The following is a 23,188-nucleotide window of genomic DNA, read 5'->3' as shown; positions in this document are numbered from 1 at the left end:
GGTTTCCTCCACTTATAGTTCTATCGATCTGCCCTGCTTCTTTAAGAAAAACTGTGCTGCCAACAGCACTATGAAGGCGATGGAAATCAGCACGACCGTAAAGGCCGATGCGCTTCCCCAAGCCCCGTTCTGCACTAATCCAAGAATAGACACCGTACCTACGGAAGTTTTCGCCGAATAAATGAAAATAATAACGCTCAAACAGGTAACGGATCGCAGAAAAGACACGACAATCCCTGAGATAAACGGTCCTTTCAATAAGGGAAGCACAATTTTCCTGAAGGTAGCGAAACTGCTTGCGCCGAGATTGAGTGAAGCTTCTTCCAGCGCTCCGCTGATCTGCTGAAGGCCCGCCAGACTGGCGCTGTAGCAAGTCGGTAAATTCCAGAACATGAGGGCAAGAACCATAATGAGAGACGTTCCCGAAATCATCAGCGGTTTCTCATTAAAGGCCATTGCAAAACCAAGCCCTAAGAATACGCCCGGCACAGCTCCCGGCAATATCGCCAAGAAATCAAGCAGTCGGTTGATGCCGATACGCTTCCTTTGCACGATATAAGCTAATGGCAGGGCAAAGAATCCGGCCGCTAACGATGCAAACAAAGCGAATTTCAAGCTGTTGAAAATTTCTCTTCCTTTGGCCTCCACATACAGGAGATTTTGCAGCGTGAAGGACCAGTCAAATCCCCATGTCTTGGTGAAAGCTCCATAAAACAAAACCCCATAAACCGAAAGAACAATGAGCGTGACGAGCATGCAGAAAGCGAATAGCCCCCATTTCACCGCAAAGGGCAGTGGAAAATGTTCCAGCGAACTTTCTTTACCGGTAACGGTGATGTAGGAACGTTTTCCTACCCATGCCCTGTTCCAAATAAAGAGACCAACTGCGGGAACCAGCAGCGCGGTTGAGAGCACAGCAGCCGAGTTTAGATCGAACATCCCCGACATTTGCATATATGCCTCTGTTGGAAGAACCGTAAAATTCCCTGCTATGATCATGGGATTCCCAAAGTCAGCCAGAACATTCATGGCTGTAATTAAGGCTCCGCCTGCAATACCCGGTCTGCATAAGGGAAGAAAAACTTGTTTGAACACTTGCCAATGAGAGGCTCCAAGATTATAAGCCGCATACTCTAGATTGGTGGAAGCAGATTTCAGCACACCGTGAATAACCGCATACGCATATGGAAAAAAAGTCATCGTTTGAACTAGCCAAAGCCCATGCCAGCCGTAGATATCTATATTAACGTGCAGCACATATTTTGAAATAATTCCCTGTCTGCCGAAGAGCAGGATGTAGGATAAAGCAACAATGAAAGGAGGCGAAACAATCGGCAAAATCGTTATAAATTTAAAGAGTCCTTTGAAAGGAACTTTCAGCCTTGTAATCGTGTAGGCAAAAATAAACGCAATGACCGTACATGAAACGGTTGAGATAGCTGTCATGAATAAACTGTTTAGAGCTGCATGATACCATCTGGAGAAGGTAAAAAGTTTAACATAATCCTCCGGGCGAGTGAAACTTAGCACCTTCAGGATGGGCCAAATGACAAAAAAACAGGTGATCAGAATGATCGCTGCCACACCCAACGCTAAGGCAGGTTCATTCTTCAACCTCTTTATTTCCGACCAGGTATCTTTGACAGTAGATGAAATCAAATCTTTCCACACCTTTCGGTTATAAGCATGCATCTCCTCCCGCCGATTGGCCGCAGGAGGAGGTGTACAAGCTTTTCCTTTACAACATTATTTGCCTGTCATTTCAGTAAATTTCTTCACAACATCTGCTTTCATCTGAGCAGCTTTATCTCTGTCATAGTTAACCAATTTGACATCCTCAATTTTGATCATACCGTCTGGTGGTGCGACATCTTTTCTTACGGAGTAACGGTTAGACATCTTCGTATTCATTTCCCCAACCGGTTTGGTTAACAACCAGTCCACGAATTTCTTTGCATTCTCTGTATTCGCTCCACCCTTAACAACACCAACACCGCCGATTTCAAAAGCCGTTTGCTCAGGAACGATAACTTTAATCGGGTAACCCTTTTGAGCCGATTTAACGATATCATGCGCCCATGACATACCAGCTACAAACTCTCCAGTCGCAGTAAGCGTAATCCCGTCTCCTGCTGCCGGTGTATAATGATGAACATTAGTATTAAGCTTTTTCAAGTAGTCCCAACCTTTATCTTCTCCCAAACGGAACAACTGATCAGCCACGAAGATATAACCGCCGCCCGCTGTCGCCGGATTGGACGTAAGGAATAGGCCTTTATAGTTAGGATCAAGCAGATCGTCCCATGTTGCCGGCTCTTTCACACCTTTTGGCGCAAGCTCTTTTTGGAATCTGTCTTTGTTCAAAACGATACCGAGAACGCCCATGTACCAACCTTGCCAGTAGCCCTTCGGATCATTAAAACGAGCTTCGATATCCTTGGCATTAGGAGACGTGTACTTCTCAAGCAATCCCTGCTGAGCAAGCGGCTCGTAGAATTCGACCGAACCTCCTACAAAGATATCTGCTTTAGGCGCTGCCTTTTCAGCTTGAATGCGCGTACTCGCTTCACCAGCACCGCTTAAACGCAAGTATTCAATCTCAATGCCCGTATCTTCTTTGAACTTCTTCTGAATTTGTACGATATCATCTTCATTTAATGCTGCGTAGACAACCAGTTTCTTCGACTCCGGTGCTTTCGTCTCTTTCGCTGGCTCACTGCTCGCCGTGCTGGCTGGCGTTGATGTTGGTGAACTGGCTGTCTTGCTGGCACCGGCTCCACACCCTGATAAAACAGTGGTTAACATGAAAGAAGCTGCTAATAACAAACTTACAGTACGCGCTTTCGGTTTCAGAAACATTTCCATCCTCCTAGATGTGTTCTCTTTCGTATATTTGGTTTGAATTGACTTACCCTGCAATAACCCTATTGCGCAGTTACCGTAGCTGTAACCTTGGCTTGTCCGTTACTTGTCAGTGCATCTGTCCAAGATTTGGTAGTTCCAGGCGCTACTACCGCTGATACATATCCCATATCGTCATCACCGGAAGTTCCGTCTGAATCATAGACATGGATTTCAACATTGGTATTTGATGGTTTCGCGACATAGACGGTGTTGTAGTTTTCTGAGAAGTTAGGTCCGAATTCAGCGTCATTAGCACCAAAAGCTATGTTGTACATTTGATTTTTAGGCGCATCATTTTTCTTCCAGAACCTGGCGTCCGTCTGTCCTTGGCCGTTAACATAAGCTTTAATATAGATATCGCTTTTACCGCCGAACGGATCGCGATCTTCAAGACTTTGCGTGTTCTGGAGAACGATTTTATGAGAGTAGTAAGGATTAAACACATAGGTATGCGAGAAATTACCGAGACCATTCAGGTGCACATCGACTTGATGGGCCGGATCAGACCAGTTCATTCCCTGTAAAGATGGGCCATCATCGCTATCGTCCCATCCCCATGGGGCATTCGCTGAATTAGCCGTATTGTTGTCTCCTGCAATGGTCCCCCAAGAAGCGAAAATGTTAGGGTCATTCCGGCGGTTCCAAAGATCTCCCCACTCGATTAAGGCATAGCCGTAATGGTTCGTATAGCTGCCTGATGTATTCGTCGGAAACTGCGCTACACCCGTGTAATCGTAGACAATACCATCTCCGCCTGGCGCGCTTGATCCGTCATAAGCTTTGACGCCATGCCCACCGCTAGGACTCTGTCCATTCGCCTGGCAAAACACCATGGGATGACTTCCGTTGAAGAGAACGCCACCGTCAACGTTATCAGAACCAGAGGTAATGTTAGGATCATTCGTGTAATCGTACCATTGATTATGTGCCATGGTTTCCATCAGCTGGAACGACCCATAGTTGGATCCATCCTTCTTAATCACAAGGAATAGGCCTTCAAGGTCATTTTCATGGGCATCAAGCGGTCTAGTATAAGCATCATCTCTTGCATGGAACAAGTCGTACTCGATAAAGTAATGCGTTGTCGTTTCGGACACTTTATAGTAGACATACGCATTCTCATTGTAATTGGAGAGATTATCCCAGTTATTCCGAGCTAAATAATCGCCGTCATAGTTAAAATTGGTAATAAAATCCGCCCTTACATCAAGATCAGCATTCACATCCTGGTAAATCTGAGGTGCCCAGTAGGCAGCCAGCTCTGAGTAACCTGCAGCATGAGTGGTGCTCGCACTAGTGAAGAAAGGAACCGCCAAAGTTAAAATCGACATTAGACCTAACATTTTTTTCCTCATTTAAAATGCCCCTCCGTGAATTCAAATTATTTTCATTCAACATCCTGTCACCCTCTTTTTAGCAAGTCCTCCTTCCTTCCCCGATGCGTATCATGCTGTCTGACATCTAAAATTATAGGTAAGATATCTCGCTTGTGTCAATCAATCCAATGTTAAATAATTGTGTAGATAAATCCCTTTATTTTGTTAATAATACGGCTTAACTTGTCTTTCAAATTTTAAAAAATGTGGTACACTATTGTTGTCAGACAGCTTTAAATTTTATGTAAATGTTGAACATACCATCATTAACCTATAGAGAGGAATCGCTGAAATTTGGAGAAAAAGCTGCTTTATCTCAGAGTCAAAGAAGAGATTGAACGAAGCATTAACGAAGGCGAGCTTAAGCCGGGAGACAAACTTCCGTCTGAGCCGGAGCTCGCCAAGAAATACGAGGTAAGCCGCCCTACGCTCCGGGAAGCGCTCAAGATGCTTCAGCGGGAGAAGGTGCTCATAAGCAAAAACGGTGTCGGGACCTACGTCAACAATCGTCCGGACTTCATTATCAATCCCCTGAGCAAGCTGCAAAGCGTGGGGCAAATGATTAAAAATGAGGGGTACATCGAAAGCGAATTAGACATCAAGATCTACACACGGGAACCTGAGGAAGATTGGAGAAAACAACTGCAAATCGATGATGAGGAAAAGGTTGTCATTTTGGAGCGTTCGCGAACAGCAAACGGCAAGAAAGTGGCATTTTATTATAATATTTTCCCGCAGAGTTTGGTGGCAGGCCATTTTGAGGGTGAATTTTCCGGAGCCATCTTTGATTTCTTAAAGAGCAGGATGGGCATCAACATCGCCTACGCCATCACCGAAATTTGCGCGTTAAGCAGCTCCGAAGAGATGGATCAGAATGCGGTAAACGTGCTCGGCAATGAAATTTTATTATTAAAACAGCTGCATTTCGATGAAGATGATCGACCTGTCTTCTATTCGCTGGACTATTTGAAAAATAGCGTTTTTAAATTTTTTATTAAACGTGAATAGAAATGAAAATGAAAAAGACGTATGTTCCTGTCCGTCTTTTGCGACAAGAATATACGTCATTTCATTACTTCTCAAGAAATCCTGTAGATGGATTCGTAATAAAAAAACCTTCTTCCGGAACATGAAAATATTGAATCCAAACGCCGTCTAACAGGCTCTCTCTTTTATCCAGCAACACAGGAATCCCTTTATCGGTTTCTACGATTTCATCATTTTCAGTTGCATCATCCAAGATAACGTCATAATGGCCATGATCCCCATGATTCTGTGTAATAATGACTCGGACCATCTTCCCCTCCGCACCTTCTTGACTCAACATATCTTTTAAAATTTTAGCCGCGTTCCGGTTTATTTTGCATTTCATCGTGGCTTTCTCCTTGAAGCAAGATTAGTTTGGCCTTCCTAATTTCACCCAATCGCCCGTAAAATATTCCAAGTATTCGGAAATAGAGGCGATGCTCTCTGCAGCATAAAAAAGACTCCATTCACCCAAGGAGGAAGAGTGATTGTAGTCTTTTTAGCTCTTGCTATTTGTAAATGATTAACGTCTGAAACCTTGCAATTGCTGCTCTGCTATTTGTACCAACCGCTTAGTGATGGTACCGCCAATTGAACCCGCATCGCGCGTCGCCAGATGGCCATTGTAACCATTGGGCTGCAACGCAATCCCTAACTCTTGAGCAACTTCAAATTTCAATTGATTTAAAGCCGCTTTTGCTTCTGGAACAACTAATGTGTTACTGTTTGCCATAACTAAATCACTCCTTCTCGTGGTGTAATCTTATCATGTGGAGTGAAAGGAAGACTTATACATTCAAATTCAAAGAAGTTAAATTTCTTGCTCTGTTCATGATTTTGAGGAACGTCTGAAGATCCTCTGTGGCCACATCTTCATTGCTTCTCACAACGTTTGCGTTTTCCTTTTGGCTTCTCAATTCATCTATCTCAAGTTTGAGCTTTGAATTCTCGTGAAGCAACTGCTCAAATTTTTGCGCTTGATCCTTGGCGATCTTAATGATTTGCCTGAATGCATCCTCATATTTCGGCATGATCGGTTCATCATCCAGTGTTGGCATGACAGGGATTGCTGCATGGATGTCTCTTTTTTGTTGTTTGCGTTTCATTCTGAAAAATTTAGCGTCATTGATTTCGGTTTCGTACTGATGCCTCAGTTCTTTATTCCACCGAAACCCACAGGCGGCCGCCGTGCGATTCAGTTTACTCGCTGAGTCTTCGAATGCAGCTAGCTGTGTACTCCCATTTTTAATATGGCTAATTACCGTTTGAGCTAACGTGACATCATGATTATCTGTCCAAGCATCTTCTCGTCTTTTATCTTTCATTCTAGTTCACCTTCTTTACTATGTTATTAGAAATTGTTACCTGTAATATTAATTTTATTCAATGGACATGCATAAAAGACCCACATATCGTATATGTAGGTCTCTTTTAACTAGTTTGCAATCTATTCTTTACTGCTGGCGCTTACTTGATTGTCACTTTCTTTTTTAACCCCTTTGCTTTTGTACGGTTTCGGGGCGCTTTTTGCTCGATTGGCACTGGCTTGCCACCTATTCCAGCCTTTTTTGTCCGTTCCTCTGCCTGTTCCTTTGCCTTTGCTCATGTAATCACTCCGTTCCATTCATCTGATAGAAAGCTATTGTATCATGAAATAGGAATTAATCTTAATTTTATTCATCTATTGCCGTCACCCCAGAAGCCAATACTCTGTAACGGACTCAGTAGCCGTTATTCCGCCATACTCGACTGATCCGGCCTGCTAACGGACTGAGATAACGTTATGTATGGATTTTGCCGCCGTTTTCGGCATTTTCAGCACCAATAACGGCCCCTCAGTCCGTTAGATGCTGAACCTACCCCAAAAACAGCAAATAGAGTCCTCTCAGTCCGTTAGCCGCCACAACCACCCCTACAACGCAAAAAAGCGCATAAGACAACATCTTACGCGCTTTTCTATATTACTTCCAATACCGCCTAGACCCACAATGCTCCTTGGCGAGCTTACATGTTTTCAAATCCACCAGCTCAATAGATCTGATAGTTTCCGGAGAGTGAATCATCCGACCTTCCCCTGCATAGATCCCTACATGGTGAATAGCACCCTTACCTTCATCATGGGCAAAAAAGAGCAAATCCCCCGCTTCCAACTGTTCTTTCTCAACGGGAGTTCCCTGCCTCGCTTGAACCGATGCGTCCCGAGGAATCAAAATCCCATAATATCTATGCATGGTATACGCAAAACCGGAACAGTCAAAACCATAGGAGGACAAGCCTCCCCATAAATAAGGCAGATCCAGGAACCTCTTCGCCTGTTCCACGACCCCTTGCCCAATGTCAGCTACTCCTGCCTGAGTTGCTAGAGGACCGTCAATCAAGCGGATATCATCCACTTGCAGATACCCCGCCCCCTCCGGCGTCTGCACTTTCACCAGCTTCTCCATTTCCTCCAGCACAGGCAGAGAGGTCAGATAGCTCAACTCAATCAACTGTTGGGACGGACTTTTATACAACCATGCTTTATCGGAAATCACTTCCGCTCTTTTCGTGCCGAGAGGTACATCCGATTCATCAACCAACTGGCAGCTTGGCACCCATCCAGGATAACCCAGGGTATCCTTGCGCGTTCCCTGTTGAGGGATAAGCACCTTGCTCCAGCCCTCTACTTCTTCCGTAACAAGCACAGATGCCCCATAAAGAATCTGCGTCTGAACACGGTTCGCCAGGCACAAATCCAACCTATCGCCAAGTGTCATATGCCCCAGCCACTCTCTCATATCGGCCGGGCACCTTAATGCCGGCTCGTCAACAGGACGCGGCGAATCCGGCTTTGACCATACAGTTGCAACAGACACTGCCACCATCATCCGTTTCGGCATTCTTACACTCACCTCCATACTCACGACCCCACTGGACTTTGGCTGTGAACCACATCCAAGATGCCAAGTCCAGCTGCTTTCGGAAAGGTCATGACCCTTCCATCATACTTCACACCGCCAACCACAATATCCTGAAGCATCATTAAAGGCGCATCGAAATCACAACGGGTGATATTTTTCTTGCTGGCCGCAAGATGAGCGGCGGCCGTTACAGCCACTCGGGATTCGATCATGCTGCCCACCATGCACTCGACCCCGAATTCTTCCGCAATATGATTAATAATTTGCGCTTTGTATATACCTCCGGATTTCATCAGCTTAATATTAATCAAATCCGCCGCACGGCTTTTCAGCACCTCGAAGGCTTGAATGGGTGAAAAGACACTTTCATCTGCCATAATAGGGGTTTCCACGTGATCCGTCACCATCTTCAACCCTTCGATGTCTCCCGCTTTCACCGGCTGTTCAACCAGTTCAATGTCCAGACCCAAATCCTCCATACGCCGTATCGTACGAATGGCATCCTTCACCTGCCATCCCTGATTCGCATCGATGCGGATTTTCACGCCGCTGCCAATGCACCTGCGAATTTCTTTGATCCTTTCAATATCCTCGAGAATGTCATCCTTACCAACTTTAATCTTCAATACGTTGAAGCCTTCTTGCACATAACGAACCGCATCTTCTCCCATTTCCTTGGGGGAATTGACACTAACCGTAAAATCCGTTTCAATCTGATCCTTATAACCGCCAAGGAACTGATACAACGGCAAACCGCAGTGCTGCGCAACCAAATCATAGATCGCCATATCCACAGCCGCCTTAGCGCTGCTGCTCCCGATCATCGATTGATGAATTTCCTGCAGAATACGTTCATAGGCCAGCAAGCTTTTGCCAACTAACAACGGAGTGAATGTATGTACAATGGCTGAATGGATACTGTCCAGGCTGTCACCTGTTATGACAATGGTCGCCGGGGCTTCCCCCCAACCAACCCTGCCGTCATTACTCTGAATTCGGACAATGATAGATTCCGTACTGTACACGGTACGCAATGCCGTTTTAAATGGTTTCTTAAGCGGTGTCGACTGCCGCATCACTTCAACGCTTTGAATCATGCTCATGAATTTGCCTCCTTATGCCTCTACACCGGGTTCCGTACATGCCAGCAACTTCTCGTAAGTACTCATCCTCGCCTCTATACCAAAGGGAATTGCAATATTCGGAGAGCAGTGGCCAATCTTAAATCCAGATAATGTCGGCTTCCCAGCCGGTACGATATGATGATGAAAAACTTCTTCTAACGTAAACGACACTTTCCGTTTATCCGGCTCACAGTTATGAAAATCGCCAATTAATATGCCTGCCGCATCCGCAAATTTCCCTGCGTGCTTTAGCTGATTTAACATACGATCCACTCTGTAAGGCTCTTCGTCAATATCTTCAATGAAAAAAAGTTTCCCCTTTGTATCCAACTCATAGGGCGTCCCCAACGTACTCACGATTAAAGAAAGGTTGCCTCCAACAATAGGTCCGGAAGCTTCTCCTTCCACTAACGTATGGAGCGGGGAAATCTCTTCGGTATAGCGAAGAACGGAAGGACGAAGGAGCGTTTCATAATTCTGAACCGTGAGCGGGTGCAGTTCATCTTTGCCCAGATCAATCAACATAGGGCCGTGAAAAGTAACCAAACCCGCAAATCGACGAATAGCAGCATGTAAAAAAGTAATATCACTATATCCCCAGAAAATCTTCGGATTAGCGCGAATCAGGTCATAGTCCAGCAAATCCGCAATTCTTCCGGTACCATAGCCGCCACGCGCACAAATGATAGCTTTGATAGCAGGATCAGCAAACATAGCGTTCAGTTCCCCGGCTCGCTCCTCATCCGTTCCCGCCAGATAGCCATACTGCTTATTCAAAGTATCTCCCAGCCGCACCTGCAGCCCCATTTTCTCCAAAACGGTTGAGGCCGCTTGCACCTGCTCCGTGTCTACCCAGGAGGCCGGCGCCATAATACCTACTGTATCACCGGGGCTTAGCCGCTTAGGCTTTATCAGTTCAGCCATGATTACCCTTCTCCTTTCCTGCATGAAAAAAGGGAGAAGTACCCCTTCAAGGCGCACCTCTCCGCCATCCAAATTTATTTCAAATCGGCCCACTTAAAGTCCAGGAAACCAAAAGCATGTCTAACGACACCTTCCAATTTATCGCTTTGCAAGTAGGTCGAGTTATAGAAGTAGAGCGGCAGAACCGGAGCTTCATCCATCAAAATCTTCTCCGCATCATGCATCATTTTGAATCGTTTCGCTTCATCTGTTTCTACATAGGCATCTTTGATCAATTTATCATACGTAGGATTCACCCACCCGGTACGACTGAAAGGATTCGTTGATTGGAAACCGTCCAGGAAGTTGATCGGATCCGCAAAGTCAGGAAGGAAGGATGAACGGGATAATTGCAGTTGCAGATTCTTTTGCTCCGTAGTCAGCACTTTTCCTTCTTTGTTTGCCAGTTTCACATCAATACCAAGGTTATCCTTGAGCATCGCTTGCAGCGTTTGGGCAATCCGTTGACTAACATCGTTGGTGTTATACGTCAAAGTAACTTCAGGCAGCTTCGAGTAACCAGCTTCCTGCATCCCTTTTTCCAGCAGCTTTTTCGCTTCCCCTGCATCAAACTTAATCAGGCTGCCCCCCACTTTACGGAAATCTCCCCCTGCAGGATCGTTAAGCCCCGGTGACACATAACCGTCAGCCGGTTTCTGCTTCTGCTTCAACACCAAATCTACAAGTTTCTGTCTGTCTACAGCCGCAACGAAAGCTTTTCGGATGTTGACGTTGTCGAATGGAGCCATTTTCACATTAAAACGATAGAACGCCGTACCTGCGGCATCTTCCACCTTCACTTTGTTGTCCGCGAATAATTTGTCGCTCATATCAGCCGGAATGGATCCCGTCGTATGAAGCTCGCCGGTCGTGAAGAGCTGGTAAGCTGTGTTCGTATCATTGATCATTTTAAAAGTAACGCCTGCCAATTTTACGTTTGCGGCATCCCAATACTGATCGTTCTTTACCATTTTAAGCTCGCTATCGTGCTTCCATTCCGTAATTTTGAACGGTCCGTTACTTACGATGGTAGCCGCTTCACCCGCCCATTTGGCGTTGCCTTCCACTGTCGCCTTATGTACCGGGAAAAAGGCAGGACTGGAAACCATACCCACCAACCAAGAAGCAGGCTGTGCCAAAGTAACCTCCAGCGTCTTATCGTCCAGCGCCTTGATTTTCACATTGTCCGCCGATCCCTTGCCGGAATTATAAGCTTCTGCGCCTTCAATCGGATAGGCAAGGAATGCCGCATCGGAAGCTGTTTTGGGATCTAGCAGACGCTTCCACGCATACTCAAAGTCGGCAGCTTTCACCGGATCTCCATTGGACCATTTAATGCCGTCGCGCAGCGTAAAGGTATACTTCTTCCCATCCGGCGTGATTTTCCACTCTTTGGCCATCGCCGGCTCAGGCGTCTGGTTTTTGCCAAGCCGCGTTAACCCCTCGAAGGCATTATTGACAACGTCATAGGATACTTGGTCAAATCCTTTCGGAGGATCGAGAGATGTCGGCTCTTTTAAATTGTTGTAAAGGAGGACCTTGGACTTCGTTTCTTTGGCTGCTTCCGTCTGGCTGGCTCCAGACGCTTGCGATCCGGAACCAGGATCTTTGCTGCACCCAGCGAGCAGCGTACCAATTACCAATACGGAGCTGATTAGCAATGCTGACATTTTTTTCATGAGCACTTCTCCCCTTCGTTCATCGTCTTATTTATCCTAAAGCCGTCATGTTATTTCTTTGAATCGACGGCTGGAATACAACTTGAGAGCGCGGATCCTGCAGCCAACAGGCTACGGAATGGCCGCTCGAGACAGCAGTCTGCTCCGGCTGATAAACACCGCATACTTCCATCGCATAACTGCAGCGCGCTGCAAATGCGCAGCCTTGCGGCGGAGCAAACAGATCCGGCGGCGTTCCTGCAATCGGCGTAAGCGGAAGCGACTTGTCCGTGTCCAAGCGCGGCATAGAAGCCAACAGCCCTTTGGTATAGGGATGCTGCGGGTTATAGAACAGCTCATCCACGGTGCCCGATTCAACCACCTTGCCGGCATACATCACATTGACCCGATCGGCCATATTTGCAACAACACCAAGATCATGTGTGATAATGATGATGGACACACCGGTTTTCTTCTGAAGCATTTTGAAAAGCTCGATGATTTGCGCTTGAATGGTGACATCGAGTGCGGTAGTCGGCTCGTCCGCTATAAGCACCGACGGCTTGCAAACCGCTGCGATGGCAATCATAATCCGTTGTCTCATCCCACCGCTAAACTCATGCAAATACTGCTTCAAGCGCATCTCAGGATTAGAAATGCCAACCAATCCCAGCATTTCTGTGGCTTGCTTACGCGCTTCTGCCCGTGATATTTTCTGATGGCGAATAATTCCCTCCATAATCTGCTCACCGATGGAAATGGTGGGATTCAGCGCCGTCATGGCATCCTGGAAAATCATTGATATCTCCGAGCCTCTCAGCTCTCTCAGCTGCTTTTCGCTAAGCGCGGTCAGCTCCCTTCCCTTATACCGAACGCTGCCTTGGCTGATCTCCGAGCTTTGCTCGGGAAGAAGACGCGTCACGCTGCGTGCCGTTACACTTTTGCCGCAGCCGGACTCGCCTACAATAGCCAAAGTTTCTCCTTTTCCTAAAGAAAAACTGACGCCCCGAACCGCCTTCACTTCTCCACCATGCGTGGTGAACGAGACGTGCAGATTATCCACTTCCAATATAACGTCGGGCGAATTCGTCGTTTTCACCTTGGCTACCTCCTCCTTTTCGGATTAAAAGCGTCCTGCAAGCCATCACCGACCAAGTTAAAAGCAAGCATCGTGATCGATATGAAAAACGCCGGATAAAATAACCGCCACCATTGCCCCGACAAAATGGTCGACAAACCATCATTGGCCATTACACCCCAGCTTGCCAAGGGAGGCTGAATACCCAGGCCAAGAAAGCTCAAGAACGCTTCCGCGAATATGGCGGAGGGCACCGAAAACGTCACTTGTACGATAATGACGCCGATGGCATTAGGCAGCAAATGCTTGCGGATGATGTAACCCGCACCTCCACCTAACGTTCTTGCCGCCAGCACATACTCCGATGATTTCAGGCTGAGCACCTGCCCGCGTACAATTCGCGCCATTCCGATCCAGCCCGTTGCGCTTAAGGCCACAATGATCGTCAGCAGCCCCGGCCCCATGACAACCATCAACAGGATGACTACGAGCAGATAAGGAATTCCGTACAATAGATCAACGAACCGCATCATGATGTTATCGATTCGCCCTCCCAAGTACCCGGCGATGCCGCCATAAATGATGCCGATGACCAGGTCGATGAAAGCCGCCATTAGGCCGATAAATAGGGAGATGCGTGCCCCATAAAGAATTCGGGCGTAGACATCGCGGCCCAGTTCATCCGTACCGAACCAGTGAGCGGCCGATGGCTTCTGGTTGGCATCCAGCAGCACCTGCTTCGAATAGCTTTGGTCTGTAAGATGAGGCCCGACTATCGCGAGCAGCGCCATCACAATAATGATCATTAGCCCCGCCATGGCCAATTTGTTGGCACGCAATCTAATCCAAGCTTCCTGCCAAAACGACAGGCGCACTCGAACGATCGCTTCCGCCGTCCCTTTGTTATTGACCATTGGAACAAATAAGGAATCCGGCACGTTCATCGCTTACCCCTCCTTCCTGTGCAGCTTGATGCGGGGGTCAACCAGCCCGTAGGCCACATCCACCAGAAACATCATCACAACGAGCAGCGCACTATAAAATACGGTCGTCCCCATAATGAGCGAGTAATCCCGATTATTAATGCCATCGACGAAGTATTTCCCCATTCCCGGGATCGCGAAAATCTTTTCAATGACAAAACTCCCTGTAAGAACATTGGCCACCAGCGCCCCGAGCAGGGTAATAACTGGAAGCACTGCATTGCGGAGCGCATGCTTGATAACAATCGTCGCTGGCGACAAGCCTTTCGCCCTCGCCGTTTCGATGTAGTCGGCTGTCAGCACCTCCAACATACTCGCTCTCGTCAATCTGGCAATGATCGCAAGCGGTCCGGTTGAAAGGGCAAGCGCCGGAAGAATGACATGCTTCCACGTTCCCCAAGTGGCTACGGGAAGGAGCTTCCATTCGACCGCCACATATTTAATCAACAAAGTAGCTACGATGAAATTCGGTACTGCTATGCCGATAACCGCGAAGATCATGGCGAGATAGTCGATCATACGGTTTTGCCGGAGCGCAGCGACTGTGCCTAGCGCAATGCCGGTAACGATTGAAATCAGGATCGATACGATTCCCAGCTTAAACGAAACTGGAAATCCTCGGGAGATCATGGAATTGACGGTATCGGGATAGTGGCCGATGGAGGGCCCAAGATCCAAGGAAAGCAGTGATTTTAAATAAAGCAGGTACTGTGTCGTAATGGGTTGATCCAAATGGTAAAATTCCATTAAATTTTGAACCGCCGTCGGATTCGAACTCTTGCCCTCTTTCTCGAAGGGCGACCCCGGAACAGCGTGCATCAGGGCAAAAGTAACCGTAATAATTAGCCACAGTGTGACAATCATGGAGATAAATCGACGAAGAATATATTGTGTCACGCTATCACCCACTTTCGCTTTTTAACAAAATGCCGTTCTCATCGCCAACTCCGTCATCACCAACATCGCCCGGTACGCCTCAAGAATGTCTTTCGCCTGAAAGGTAACAGTCGGACTGTTATCGTCTATCGTCGTACCCGGCATCAGATGAGCCCACTCCGCTTGGCCATAATTGGCAAATTCAATCTTCAGCACCGGATGATCCCGCGGCACAAGCGGCTTCACTCGGCCCGCGTTAGCCAGCGCTTCCTTTGTTTTTTCCTGAAGCAGCAGTCCGCTTTTCTCGGGGGTCAAACACATGGCCGAAGTTCGCGATATCCGCTTTTTCACAATGGCTGTCGTAACTCCTGGAATTAGCTCCTCCGCCTCAATAGCGGTTTCATCATCCCCAGCGACCAGTAGAACAGGCACACCGTAATGGCCGGCGACATAAGCATTAAACCCAAGCTCGCCAATGACTCTATCATTGATATACATATTCCGAACGCCGAAAATCATCGTATGGCTGAGGACGCCTTTGGTCGCCGCTCTCGTGTGATAACCTAGAAAAGCCGCGCCAGAGAACGAAGCATCCAATCCTTGCACCATGGAAAAAGGCTTCACATCGCCTGAGATCAACTGCGTTTCGGGATGCAGCTTCTCGATGAGCAGATTATTCATTTTAGAGTGGCTATCATTCACAATGACTTCCTTGCAGCCTTCATCAAATGCGGATCTGATGACATGGTTCGCTTCATCTGTCATGATGTGCTGCCCGCGCGTGTAGTTGTATTGCCTTGAATCAACAAACGTGTTATCAACAAGTCCGGTTATCCCTTCCATATCAATGGAAATATAAAGTTTCATAGGTCGCCTCCAGGTTTGTGAAATAACAAAAACCCAGCAAACAGCCCCGGGAACCTGCGTCCCAAGAAACCATTTGCTGGGTTTTATTTACGTGTATGTTGCCATACGGATAAATAAAGCAGCTTACACTGTACCGGAAGATTGGAATCCCAGCTCTTCCCGGCCGCTAAGTGCTAGTTTGTATTTTTTTTGCGCGTCTTTATACGCTACGATCAGGGCCTTCTGAGATGATCCGTGATATCTCTGGCGGATTTCCTCCGCCACCACATCAAGGAGAAGCATATTGTGCCCAATGAAAATCGAGCGGACAAAATCCGATGTGAGCGGTATGGTGGATGAACATCCTGCATCAATAATCTTGTGGCTTGCCGTATCGACGACAAGACCAATAAAGAAGGCGTTAAACTGTTGGGTAATCGGATTGTTCACAGAAGCTTGCGCGTCGCCGATGATGTAAATTGTATCTTTGTCGTAAACCAAACGACCACTCTCCTTATTAGCATTCCGATCGATTTCTGAGCGGGATGTGAGAGAGATAGAGTCTCCTACGACCGCCAGAAGCTAGAATACTAATGATGTAATATATACTAACATCGAAATAACATGTTGTAAATATCGAATCTCTTTCTCTCCCTCACAATTCGAGGAAAGCAGTCTTCAATACTTGCGCAAGCTCTTCTTCCGCCTCAAAATAAACGCCTTGTCCTTTACTCTGAATGACACCGTTTATGAGCAGAATGAAGCCCCACTTTTCCTGTTTATGAAAATACATATCGCTTAGCAGCCCATACGCATCACCGGAATGCCCGATCAGTCGGTGTCCCGGGAGCAAATCGTCCGTGATCTGGAACTGGAGCCCGCAATTGCGGAAAAACCCCTCTTGTCGATGCCCTGACCAATGCGGCGCGTGCATCAGATCCACAGATTCCGGCTTCAGGATTTGAACATCGTTCAATTTACCGCCGTTAGAATGCGCTTCCATAAATCGAGTCAAGTTATCTACGCTTGTGCGAAGTCCGCCTTGCGGGCTGAATAACGCTCCGTTAGTGCCCGGCACATAGCCGCTGTAATCAATGGCTCCCGGCTTCTTCCCGCGAAAATCGTCCGCACTGGCGAAAAATCGTTCATCGTCCGTTGAATATTCATACAACACAGCAACGGAGTCTATGTCCTTCATATCCCCGATGTTAAAGCTAGTGTCGCACATATGAAGCGGTTCGAACAGATGCTTCTTGCAGTATTCGTCAAACCGTTCATTCGAAAGCCGCTCCACCACCGTCGCTAGCATGACAGCCCCCAGATTCGAATATTCAAAGTAATCCGGATCTCCCGGCCTTCCCTCTCCCCAGAGACTGTCGGTGTAATAAGCCCCGCCCGGAAGAAGGAGATCCGTTAGACGAATCTTCGGTGGATTCTCGCTGCGCGAATCAACGACAAAACGAACATATTCATCCTGCAGTCCCGAAGTATGCGTCATGATCATCCTGAGCGTTATCGGCGTTTCCGGATACTTGGAACTGCGTACCGGATATCCGAGTATTTCGCTTACATCCTGATCGATTCCGCATAAGCCTTGCTCGACAAGCTGCATAACCGCTGTCGCAACCACCGTCTTCGAGATAGAAGCGATGCGAAATATGGTTTGAGATGTAACTGGAATGCGTCTATCTTCATTTGCCCATCCATATCCCGCGCTCCAAATCTGTTTCCCTTCACGCATCACGGAGGCCGCTAATCCAACGATCCGATGCTCGTCCATCACCCGTTGAATTTGTTCATCCAAAGAATTCAAGGAGATCCTCCTTCGACCTAATTTGTCAAAGATTTGATTCTTATAAATCCATTATAATAAAGTCTTTTCGTACTGTGTAGCATTTTTTTGGCGCACTTCCATTCTAGCAGCAATTACGAACATTGAAGTGAACCCCGCTACACCTATAAGCGCCATCATCGCACTGATCGTATACATGGTATGCGCGCCCAGTTCCTGGAAGATCAAGCCACCGGCGATCCCGGCAACCATACCGGACAGGCCTCCCCAACTCAAAGCATAAAGGGCTTGCCCTGACGCTCTGAATGCCGGCGGAATCAAATATGCCGTCAACTGCGTCCCTACATAGTAATAGCCGGCGAACGTGATGGAATTTAACGCTTGGATGAAAAGGATGTGATAAGGCGATGTCGCCGCTGCCATCAGAAACCAGCGCAGCGCGTACAACAAGCTAACAGCCGCCAGACAGAAAAACATACTTCTGCGGTCCTTTCGTAAAAAACGGTCGAACAGCAAGTAAACAGGGATTTCAAATATAGAGGCGAAAAATGCGGACCAGCCGATCAAGGAGCTATTCCCGCCCAGCTCGGACATGTAAATAGAGACAAATGTATTGTTCATCGCATTCGGAATCGAAATAAGAATTCCCATCAGAATGAAGACCAGAAACCATTTATCACTCATAATTTGCAAATAATTTCCTTTCTTGCCGCTTTGGATTGAGCTACCAGACTCCCCCTTCCCACTATTCTTAGCCTGAGGCAGCATCCAAGCGAACACAATGGCTAACCCCATCATGACGCCGCATACTTTCCACAAATCCCGGATGCCCAACCACTCCATCACAGGACCTGTCGCTAAAGCCATCAACGCCCAACCGAGCGCCCCCCATAAGCGGAAAGAACCAAACTTGTGATTCGTATGTTCGATCGCCTCCAAAATAAGGCTATTGGATTGAGCAAACAAAGGGCTCTGAAAGCAGAAAAAAACAAGTAAAAAAATGACAAGGAACGGGAAAGAATTCGTAAAAAAGACTGTTTGCAGACTAAGAAAACTGCCGATCAGGAGAATGATCAGAATGCGCCTTACATTAGACAAACGGTCGCTCCAGTAGCCCCAGAACGGATTGGCGAATAACGAAAGAATAGGCCCGCCGGCCAGCAGCAAGCCTATCGCTACGCTAGAAACGCCTAATTCTTTCAAGTACAACGGGAAAAATGCACTATAAATCGCGAAGGCGCCATATAAAATAAAGCTGAATGCTTTGATGACGCCGAACGGGTGATTTTTCAGTCTTCCGATTACTGACATAGGTGCCACGCTATCCTTTCTAAGCTCTTAAGTCGAATGGACAAGTTTCCGATATTGCGTTGGCGTTACTCCGGTGTATGTTTTGAAAATGGAACAGAAGTATTTATATTCTTTGTAGCCGACGCTTTCGGCGATTTCGAAGACGCGATCATCGGTCCCGGACAACTTCGCCTTCGCCTGTTCGATGCGAACTTCGTTCAGATACTCTGCGAACCCTTTGCCGAACTTTTGCTTGAAGAGGATGCTGAAGTAATTCGGCGTTATTTTTAGCCATGCAGCAACCTCAGATGCCTTAATATCCTTGTTGTACCTGGCTTCAATGTAGGATTTCACCCTGTCTGCAAGCCAATGATTTTTCCCTGTAAGGGAGTTGTTGATTAATGAGAACATCGACTCCAGCTCCGCTCGCAGCAAGGACTCCATCGCTCTGTAGGAATTGTGCACCAAAAGATCGATCTCCTGAGAATGAAAGACATTGAGATATCCCGTCAAATCGATCCCCGCCGCACGCAGCCGCCTTTGAAGAATAATGACCAGCTCCTGAAACGCCTGCCATATTTCCTTAATCAAGCTGCCGCTCTCGCGAAATTCCTGCATGATTTCATCCATTTGCTGGCGCAGTTCCGCATCATTTTCTTGAAATAAAGCATGAATCAGATTTTTCTCCCATACGATCAGCTCAGGAAGACGATGGCTTCTTTTGAAAATCAGTTCTTCATCATGGAAAATAATTGGAGCATGGGATGATAGCACGGCATAGTGCAATAAGGAAATAGCCTCCATGCAGCTAGCGTGAATCTGATCTGAACTATGGAAGGGCCGGGATATACTGGCATGCAGATCAAGATCCTCCGACAACTTCAGTACGCCGCTCAAAATGCCATGAAGATTCTTCGTGCTCATCGATTGAGGTCCGACGACTAGCGACAACAGCAAATTCTGATGTTGGAAAAATGAAACGGTCTCCAGCCCGGATGATCGCAAGGCTGTATCAACGCTTGTTTCCCAGAGGCTCCGTATCTCTCTGCGCATTTCTTCGGACGATCGCCGGCTCCATTCCGCATAATCGGAGAGCTGCGTGGCGATCATCCAATAGCTGCATGACCCGGTTGTCATTATCAAAGGCACATAATCCTCATTTTGATCGATGACTCTCTGCTGCAGCTGCCCCATCAGCCATTTGCGCGTTCTTTCTACTTCTTGCTCACCCTCAAGCTTCCGTTCTTGCGTGATCTCTTCGCCAATCCGCTGCACCATGCCCATCAACTCACCGATATTCACCGGTTTCAGCAAATAATCTTCAATTCCAAGCCGCAGAGCCTGCCTGGCGTACTCAAAATGGTCATATCCGCTAACAATGATCACACGCGACTGTGGAAAGCGCAGCTTCAATTCCTTCGCAAGCTCAAGTCCGTCCATGCCTTCCATGTTCACATCCGTCAATACGACATCCACTGGACATTGCTCAAGGAAAGCGAGCGCTTCAATTCCGTCATACGCTTCTCCGACAACTTCAACACCAATCGTCTCCCAGGAAATGGTACGACGCAATCCTTGGCAAATAATGGGCTCATCATCTACAATTAGCATTTTGATGGTCATCGCTTTTCCTCCTGAGCACTCATTTGAAATGGAAGTCTGATCCTTACGCAAGCTCCGGTAAAGGGCGGTTCCGAAGGTAGCTCGATGCCATACCCCTCGCCGTATTCTAGCGTTATGCGCTCATGAATGTTGCAGATCGCATGGTTCATAATGCCCTCGTCCCCGGATCGGTCTTGAAGCACCTGACGGATGGCCTCCAGCTTGTTCTTCACAAAACCGACGCCGGAATCCGCCACATCAATCAGCACATCCTGCTCCGCCTTATAGCAGCGCACCTCGATGCGGCCACCCCCACGCTTAAAACCATGTTTGATGCTGTTCTCCACCAAAGGTTGAATGATTTTCTTTAAGAGGACGGCATGGTTCAACTCCTCGTCCATGTGCAGGGTGAATTGGAGTTTGCTTCCCATTCGCTTCTGCTGCAAATCCAGATAAGCATGAACAAAGTCCAATTCCTCAGGCAACTTTGTATATCGCTTGCCGCCATTCTGCCCCATTCGAAAGAAAAGCGATAGGGTTTCGATCAATTGGCTCGTCTCCTCCGCTTTCTCCAATCTTGCCGTCCAACGGATCATATCCAGCGTATTATATAAAAAATGAGGGTCCATTTGGCTTTGCAAAATACGAAGCTCCGACTCCTTCTGCCGAATCTCTAATTTATACTTTTTGTCGATCAGCTCCTTGATGGTCATAACCATGTTGTTGAACTGTCGGCCGAGCTCCCCGACCTCGTCCCGCGATCTGACTTTGACCTGCGCCGAGAAATCACCTTTTTTGAGCTTGGAGGTTTGTTTGCTCAATTCGAGCATAGGGCGGATCATAGCAAACTCGAACCCGATTAAAGCGATTAATCCAAAAATAAGAATAATCAAAATCAAAAATTTGAGCGAGGCTTTAATCGCTTCTGTTTTTTGCACGATGGTTTGGTCCTTAACCATCGCTACGATGTACCAGCCTGTCGACTTCATGGGCTGACTAAAAACAACATAAGAAGCTCCGGCTTCCTTCAAGGAAGAGACTTTTTTGGACAGCCCCCCTTGAAATTGGCTCAATAGTGCATCGCTTGGGTAGGGATGTCCAATCAAGTTTTGATTTTGATGCAAAACGACACTGCCCTCAGGCCGAACAATAAAGATCGACCCCTGATCCTGAGGAACAGCTGACATTAATAAGTCCGTGATTTCCGACTCATCCAAACGAACGATTACTTTGCCCACCGGACGCGAAGGGGTATCGAAGGAATTGATGACTCGAACCATCGAAACAACGCGCTTATTTCCCGTCCAACCGCTCTCCAGTTCATAGGAGTCCGTCCAGATGACCCCGCCTCTTCTCTGCTGAGCAAGGTCTGTCCACGATTGTTCCAACCCTTTGACAGGCTCGCCCATCTGGAGTTGATTGCCTCCAACACCTTCAAGTGAAATCGATTTAATGTACACCTTGGACATAATTTGAAAGGCAATAAATCCCTCGATGGTCGTCTGATCCTTGTTCATTTGCACCATATTGCCCGGTGTGGTTGGCGTCTCCATAAACCGTCTAAAGTTTTCTTGATAAATCATGTAGTTCGATAAATCTTCAACAGCTTTTATTTTCTCGGATAAATTCAATTCAATGGTATTCAAATTCTTTTCCATGGCATCAATATATTGCTGCCGCAGAACAGCATCATAACGGCTCAGAATGACATTCCCGATTAAAAGGGAGGGGAGCGTTACCAGAAGGATGAAGATAGCGATCGACTTTGTTCTCAAACTGAAGTGCAAGAAAGGATATCTGTTTAGTATCATCAAGGTCCATCCCCTTCGTCGGTATTTCCTCATTTTACTATAAAACGGGGTCAACCTACTTGAAAAGGATGTAGAATGACTTGAGAAATGTTTCGAGCGGTTAAAGTGCCGCCATTATCACATCATCACCCTTTAACAGCGCCCGCCGTCATCCCTTGCACCAACTGCTTCTCCATGGCCAAGTAAAAGCCAACAAGCGGAATAAGCGCCATTGATAAGGCAGCCATCTGAAGCGTCTGAAACCTTGTTTCCGTGCCGGCGAAGTTAGCCAAGCCTAACGGCAGTGTTTTGAGAGCCGCTTTATTGATCAAAACGAGTGCGAATAAAAACTCATTCCAGTTATAAATAAAGTTGATAATAATCACCGTCGCCAGAGCAGGGCGAGTCATCGGAAGTATGATGGACCAGAAAATTTTATACAGTCCAGCCCCGTCCATAACCGCAGATTCCTCAATATCTTTAGGGAAGGCCTGCATGAAGCCTACCAGAATGAAGATGGTGATCGAGAGGTGGAATGCCGTGTAAGGAAGAATCAGGGCAAGATGGGAATTCAACAAGCCTATTTTTTTCATAATAATAAAAATCGGCACTAACGTAGCGTGAATCGGAATCGTCATGCCAATAATAAACAAACCGTAAAGCCATCCGCGTATACGAAAGTTAAATCTGGAAAGAAAGTAGGAGGTCAATGCACTAAGCAGCACCGTTAATACAATTGCACCAACAGTAACAATGACACTGTTCCAGAAGTACGTACCTAAATGCGCGACTTTCCAAGCGCTCGTATAATTGCTGACCTGCCAAAACTTTGGCAATCCCAGCGGATTCGTCGCATAATCTTCCTCTGACTTAAATGAACTGACAACCATCCATACAATCGGAATGACATTAATAACACTTAGAATAGCTAGGATCAAATGAATGATCGTTTTTTTCCCTAAAGATGTTCGCATAAGTTC

The 23,188-nt window shown here is 47.0% G+C and carries 22 protein-coding genes; 1 reads left to right on the top strand and 21 read right to left on the bottom strand.

Features of this window, described 5'->3' with window-relative positions:
* Window positions 1-12: 12 nt before the first annotated feature.
* The 3 genes from AC3WTJ_RS05275 to AC3WTJ_RS05265 form a co-directional block, all read right to left on the bottom strand.
* Window positions 13-1,659, bottom strand: a complete 1,647-nt coding sequence (locus AC3WTJ_RS05275; protein ID WP_492520890.1) for an ABC transporter permease — start codon at window positions 1,657-1,659, stop codon at window positions 13-15.
* An 87-nt stretch (window positions 1,660-1,746) separates the two neighbouring features.
* The gene (locus AC3WTJ_RS05270) at window positions 1,747-2,859 is read right to left on the bottom strand and encodes an ABC transporter substrate-binding protein (protein ID WP_492520889.1); all 1,113 of its coding nucleotides are present in this window, start codon (window positions 2,857-2,859) and stop codon (window positions 1,747-1,749) included.
* A 65-nt stretch (window positions 2,860-2,924) separates the two neighbouring features.
* The gene (locus AC3WTJ_RS05265) at window positions 2,925-4,259 is read right to left on the bottom strand and encodes a hypothetical protein (protein ID WP_492520888.1); all 1,335 of its coding nucleotides are present in this window, start codon (window positions 4,257-4,259) and stop codon (window positions 2,925-2,927) included.
* 315 nt (window positions 4,260-4,574) lie between these two features.
* Between AC3WTJ_RS05265 and AC3WTJ_RS05260 the strand changes: the two genes are divergently transcribed.
* Window positions 4,575-5,288, top strand: a complete 714-nt coding sequence (locus AC3WTJ_RS05260) for a GntR family transcriptional regulator (protein ID WP_407868336.1) — start codon at window positions 4,575-4,577, stop codon at window positions 5,286-5,288.
* Window positions 5,289-5,352: 64 nt separating this feature from the next.
* Here the strand turns inward: AC3WTJ_RS05260 and AC3WTJ_RS05255 are convergent, their stop codons facing one another.
* The 18 genes from AC3WTJ_RS05255 to AC3WTJ_RS05170 all read right to left on the bottom strand — a co-directional run bounded on the left by AC3WTJ_RS05255 (window position 5,353) and on the right by AC3WTJ_RS05170 (window position 23,182).
* A complete protein-coding gene (locus AC3WTJ_RS05255; RefSeq protein ID WP_127456377.1) occupies window positions 5,353-5,652 on the bottom strand; it encodes an iron-sulfur cluster assembly accessory protein in 300 nt (99 codons plus the stop codon).
* Between the two features lie 177 nt (window positions 5,653-5,829).
* On the bottom strand, window positions 5,830-6,039 hold the full coding sequence (locus AC3WTJ_RS05250; protein WP_492520887.1) for an alpha/beta-type small acid-soluble spore protein: 210 nt from the start codon (window positions 6,037-6,039) through the stop codon (window positions 5,830-5,832).
* A gap of 55 nt (window positions 6,040-6,094) precedes the next feature.
* Complete coding sequence (locus tag AC3WTJ_RS05245) at window positions 6,095-6,631, bottom strand: RsfA family transcriptional regulator (protein WP_492520886.1); 537 nt, start codon at window positions 6,629-6,631, stop codon at window positions 6,095-6,097.
* A 122-nt stretch (window positions 6,632-6,753) separates the two neighbouring features.
* Window positions 6,754-6,912 (bottom strand): DUF3934 domain-containing protein, encoded by a 159-nt coding sequence (locus AC3WTJ_RS05240; protein WP_315955384.1) that lies wholly within the window; start codon window positions 6,910-6,912, stop codon window positions 6,754-6,756.
* A gap of 355 nt (window positions 6,913-7,267) precedes the next feature.
* Entirely contained in the window at window positions 7,268-8,185 is a 918-nt protein-coding gene (locus AC3WTJ_RS05235) for a C40 family peptidase (RefSeq protein ID WP_492520885.1), read from the bottom strand.
* A gap of 20 nt (window positions 8,186-8,205) precedes the next feature.
* Window positions 8,206-9,309 (bottom strand): dipeptide epimerase, encoded by a 1,104-nt coding sequence (locus tag AC3WTJ_RS05230; protein ID WP_492520884.1) that lies wholly within the window; start codon window positions 9,307-9,309, stop codon window positions 8,206-8,208.
* A gap of 12 nt (window positions 9,310-9,321) precedes the next feature.
* Complete coding sequence (locus tag AC3WTJ_RS05225; RefSeq protein ID WP_492520883.1) at window positions 9,322-10,254, bottom strand: S66 peptidase family protein; 933 nt, start codon at window positions 10,252-10,254, stop codon at window positions 9,322-9,324.
* Window positions 10,255-10,328: 74 nt separating this feature from the next.
* On the bottom strand, window positions 10,329-11,972 hold the full coding sequence (locus AC3WTJ_RS05220; RefSeq protein WP_492520882.1) for a peptide ABC transporter substrate-binding protein: 1,644 nt from the start codon (window positions 11,970-11,972) through the stop codon (window positions 10,329-10,331).
* A 31-nt stretch (window positions 11,973-12,003) separates the two neighbouring features.
* Window positions 12,004-13,050, bottom strand: coding sequence for an ABC transporter ATP-binding protein (locus AC3WTJ_RS05215; RefSeq protein ID WP_492520881.1), 1,047 nt, complete (start codon window positions 13,048-13,050; stop codon window positions 12,004-12,006).
* Between the two features lie 5 nt (window positions 13,051-13,055).
* Window positions 13,056-13,973, bottom strand: coding sequence for an ABC transporter permease (locus AC3WTJ_RS05210; protein WP_492520880.1), 918 nt, complete (start codon window positions 13,971-13,973; stop codon window positions 13,056-13,058).
* A 3-nt stretch (window positions 13,974-13,976) separates the two neighbouring features.
* Entirely contained in the window at window positions 13,977-14,909 is a 933-nt protein-coding gene (locus AC3WTJ_RS05205; protein WP_492520879.1) for an ABC transporter permease, read from the bottom strand.
* A 21-nt stretch (window positions 14,910-14,930) separates the two neighbouring features.
* Complete coding sequence (gene dppA / locus AC3WTJ_RS05200) at window positions 14,931-15,755, bottom strand: D-aminopeptidase DppA (RefSeq protein WP_492520878.1); 825 nt, start codon at window positions 15,753-15,755, stop codon at window positions 14,931-14,933.
* 123 nt (window positions 15,756-15,878) lie between these two features.
* Window positions 15,879-16,235: a DUF3870 domain-containing protein gene (locus AC3WTJ_RS05195; protein ID WP_492520877.1), complete on the bottom strand. Its 357-nt coding sequence runs from the start codon at window positions 16,233-16,235 to the stop codon at window positions 15,879-15,881.
* 154 nt (window positions 16,236-16,389) lie between these two features.
* Window positions 16,390-17,547, bottom strand: coding sequence for a serine hydrolase domain-containing protein (locus tag AC3WTJ_RS05190; protein WP_492520876.1), 1,158 nt, complete (start codon window positions 17,545-17,547; stop codon window positions 16,390-16,392).
* A 51-nt stretch (window positions 17,548-17,598) separates the two neighbouring features.
* The gene (locus tag AC3WTJ_RS05185) at window positions 17,599-18,837 is read right to left on the bottom strand and encodes an MFS transporter (RefSeq protein WP_492520875.1); all 1,239 of its coding nucleotides are present in this window, start codon (window positions 18,835-18,837) and stop codon (window positions 17,599-17,601) included.
* 27 nt (window positions 18,838-18,864) lie between these two features.
* On the bottom strand, window positions 18,865-20,439 hold the full coding sequence (locus AC3WTJ_RS05180) for a response regulator transcription factor (protein ID WP_492520874.1): 1,575 nt from the start codon (window positions 20,437-20,439) through the stop codon (window positions 18,865-18,867).
* Window positions 20,436-22,229, bottom strand: coding sequence for a sensor histidine kinase (locus AC3WTJ_RS05175; RefSeq protein WP_492520873.1), 1,794 nt, complete (start codon window positions 22,227-22,229; stop codon window positions 20,436-20,438). Before AC3WTJ_RS05175 ends, AC3WTJ_RS05180 begins: the two co-directional genes overlap by 4 nt.
* A gap of 125 nt (window positions 22,230-22,354) precedes the next feature.
* Window positions 22,355-23,182, bottom strand: a complete 828-nt coding sequence (locus tag AC3WTJ_RS05170; RefSeq protein WP_127456419.1) for a carbohydrate ABC transporter permease — start codon at window positions 23,180-23,182, stop codon at window positions 22,355-22,357.
* Window positions 23,183-23,188: the final 6 nt, after the last annotated feature.

This window comes from Paenibacillus sp. FW101-FHT12H11 (assembly GCF_058790355.1).
This window is presented reverse-complemented; position numbering and strand designations above follow the sequence as displayed.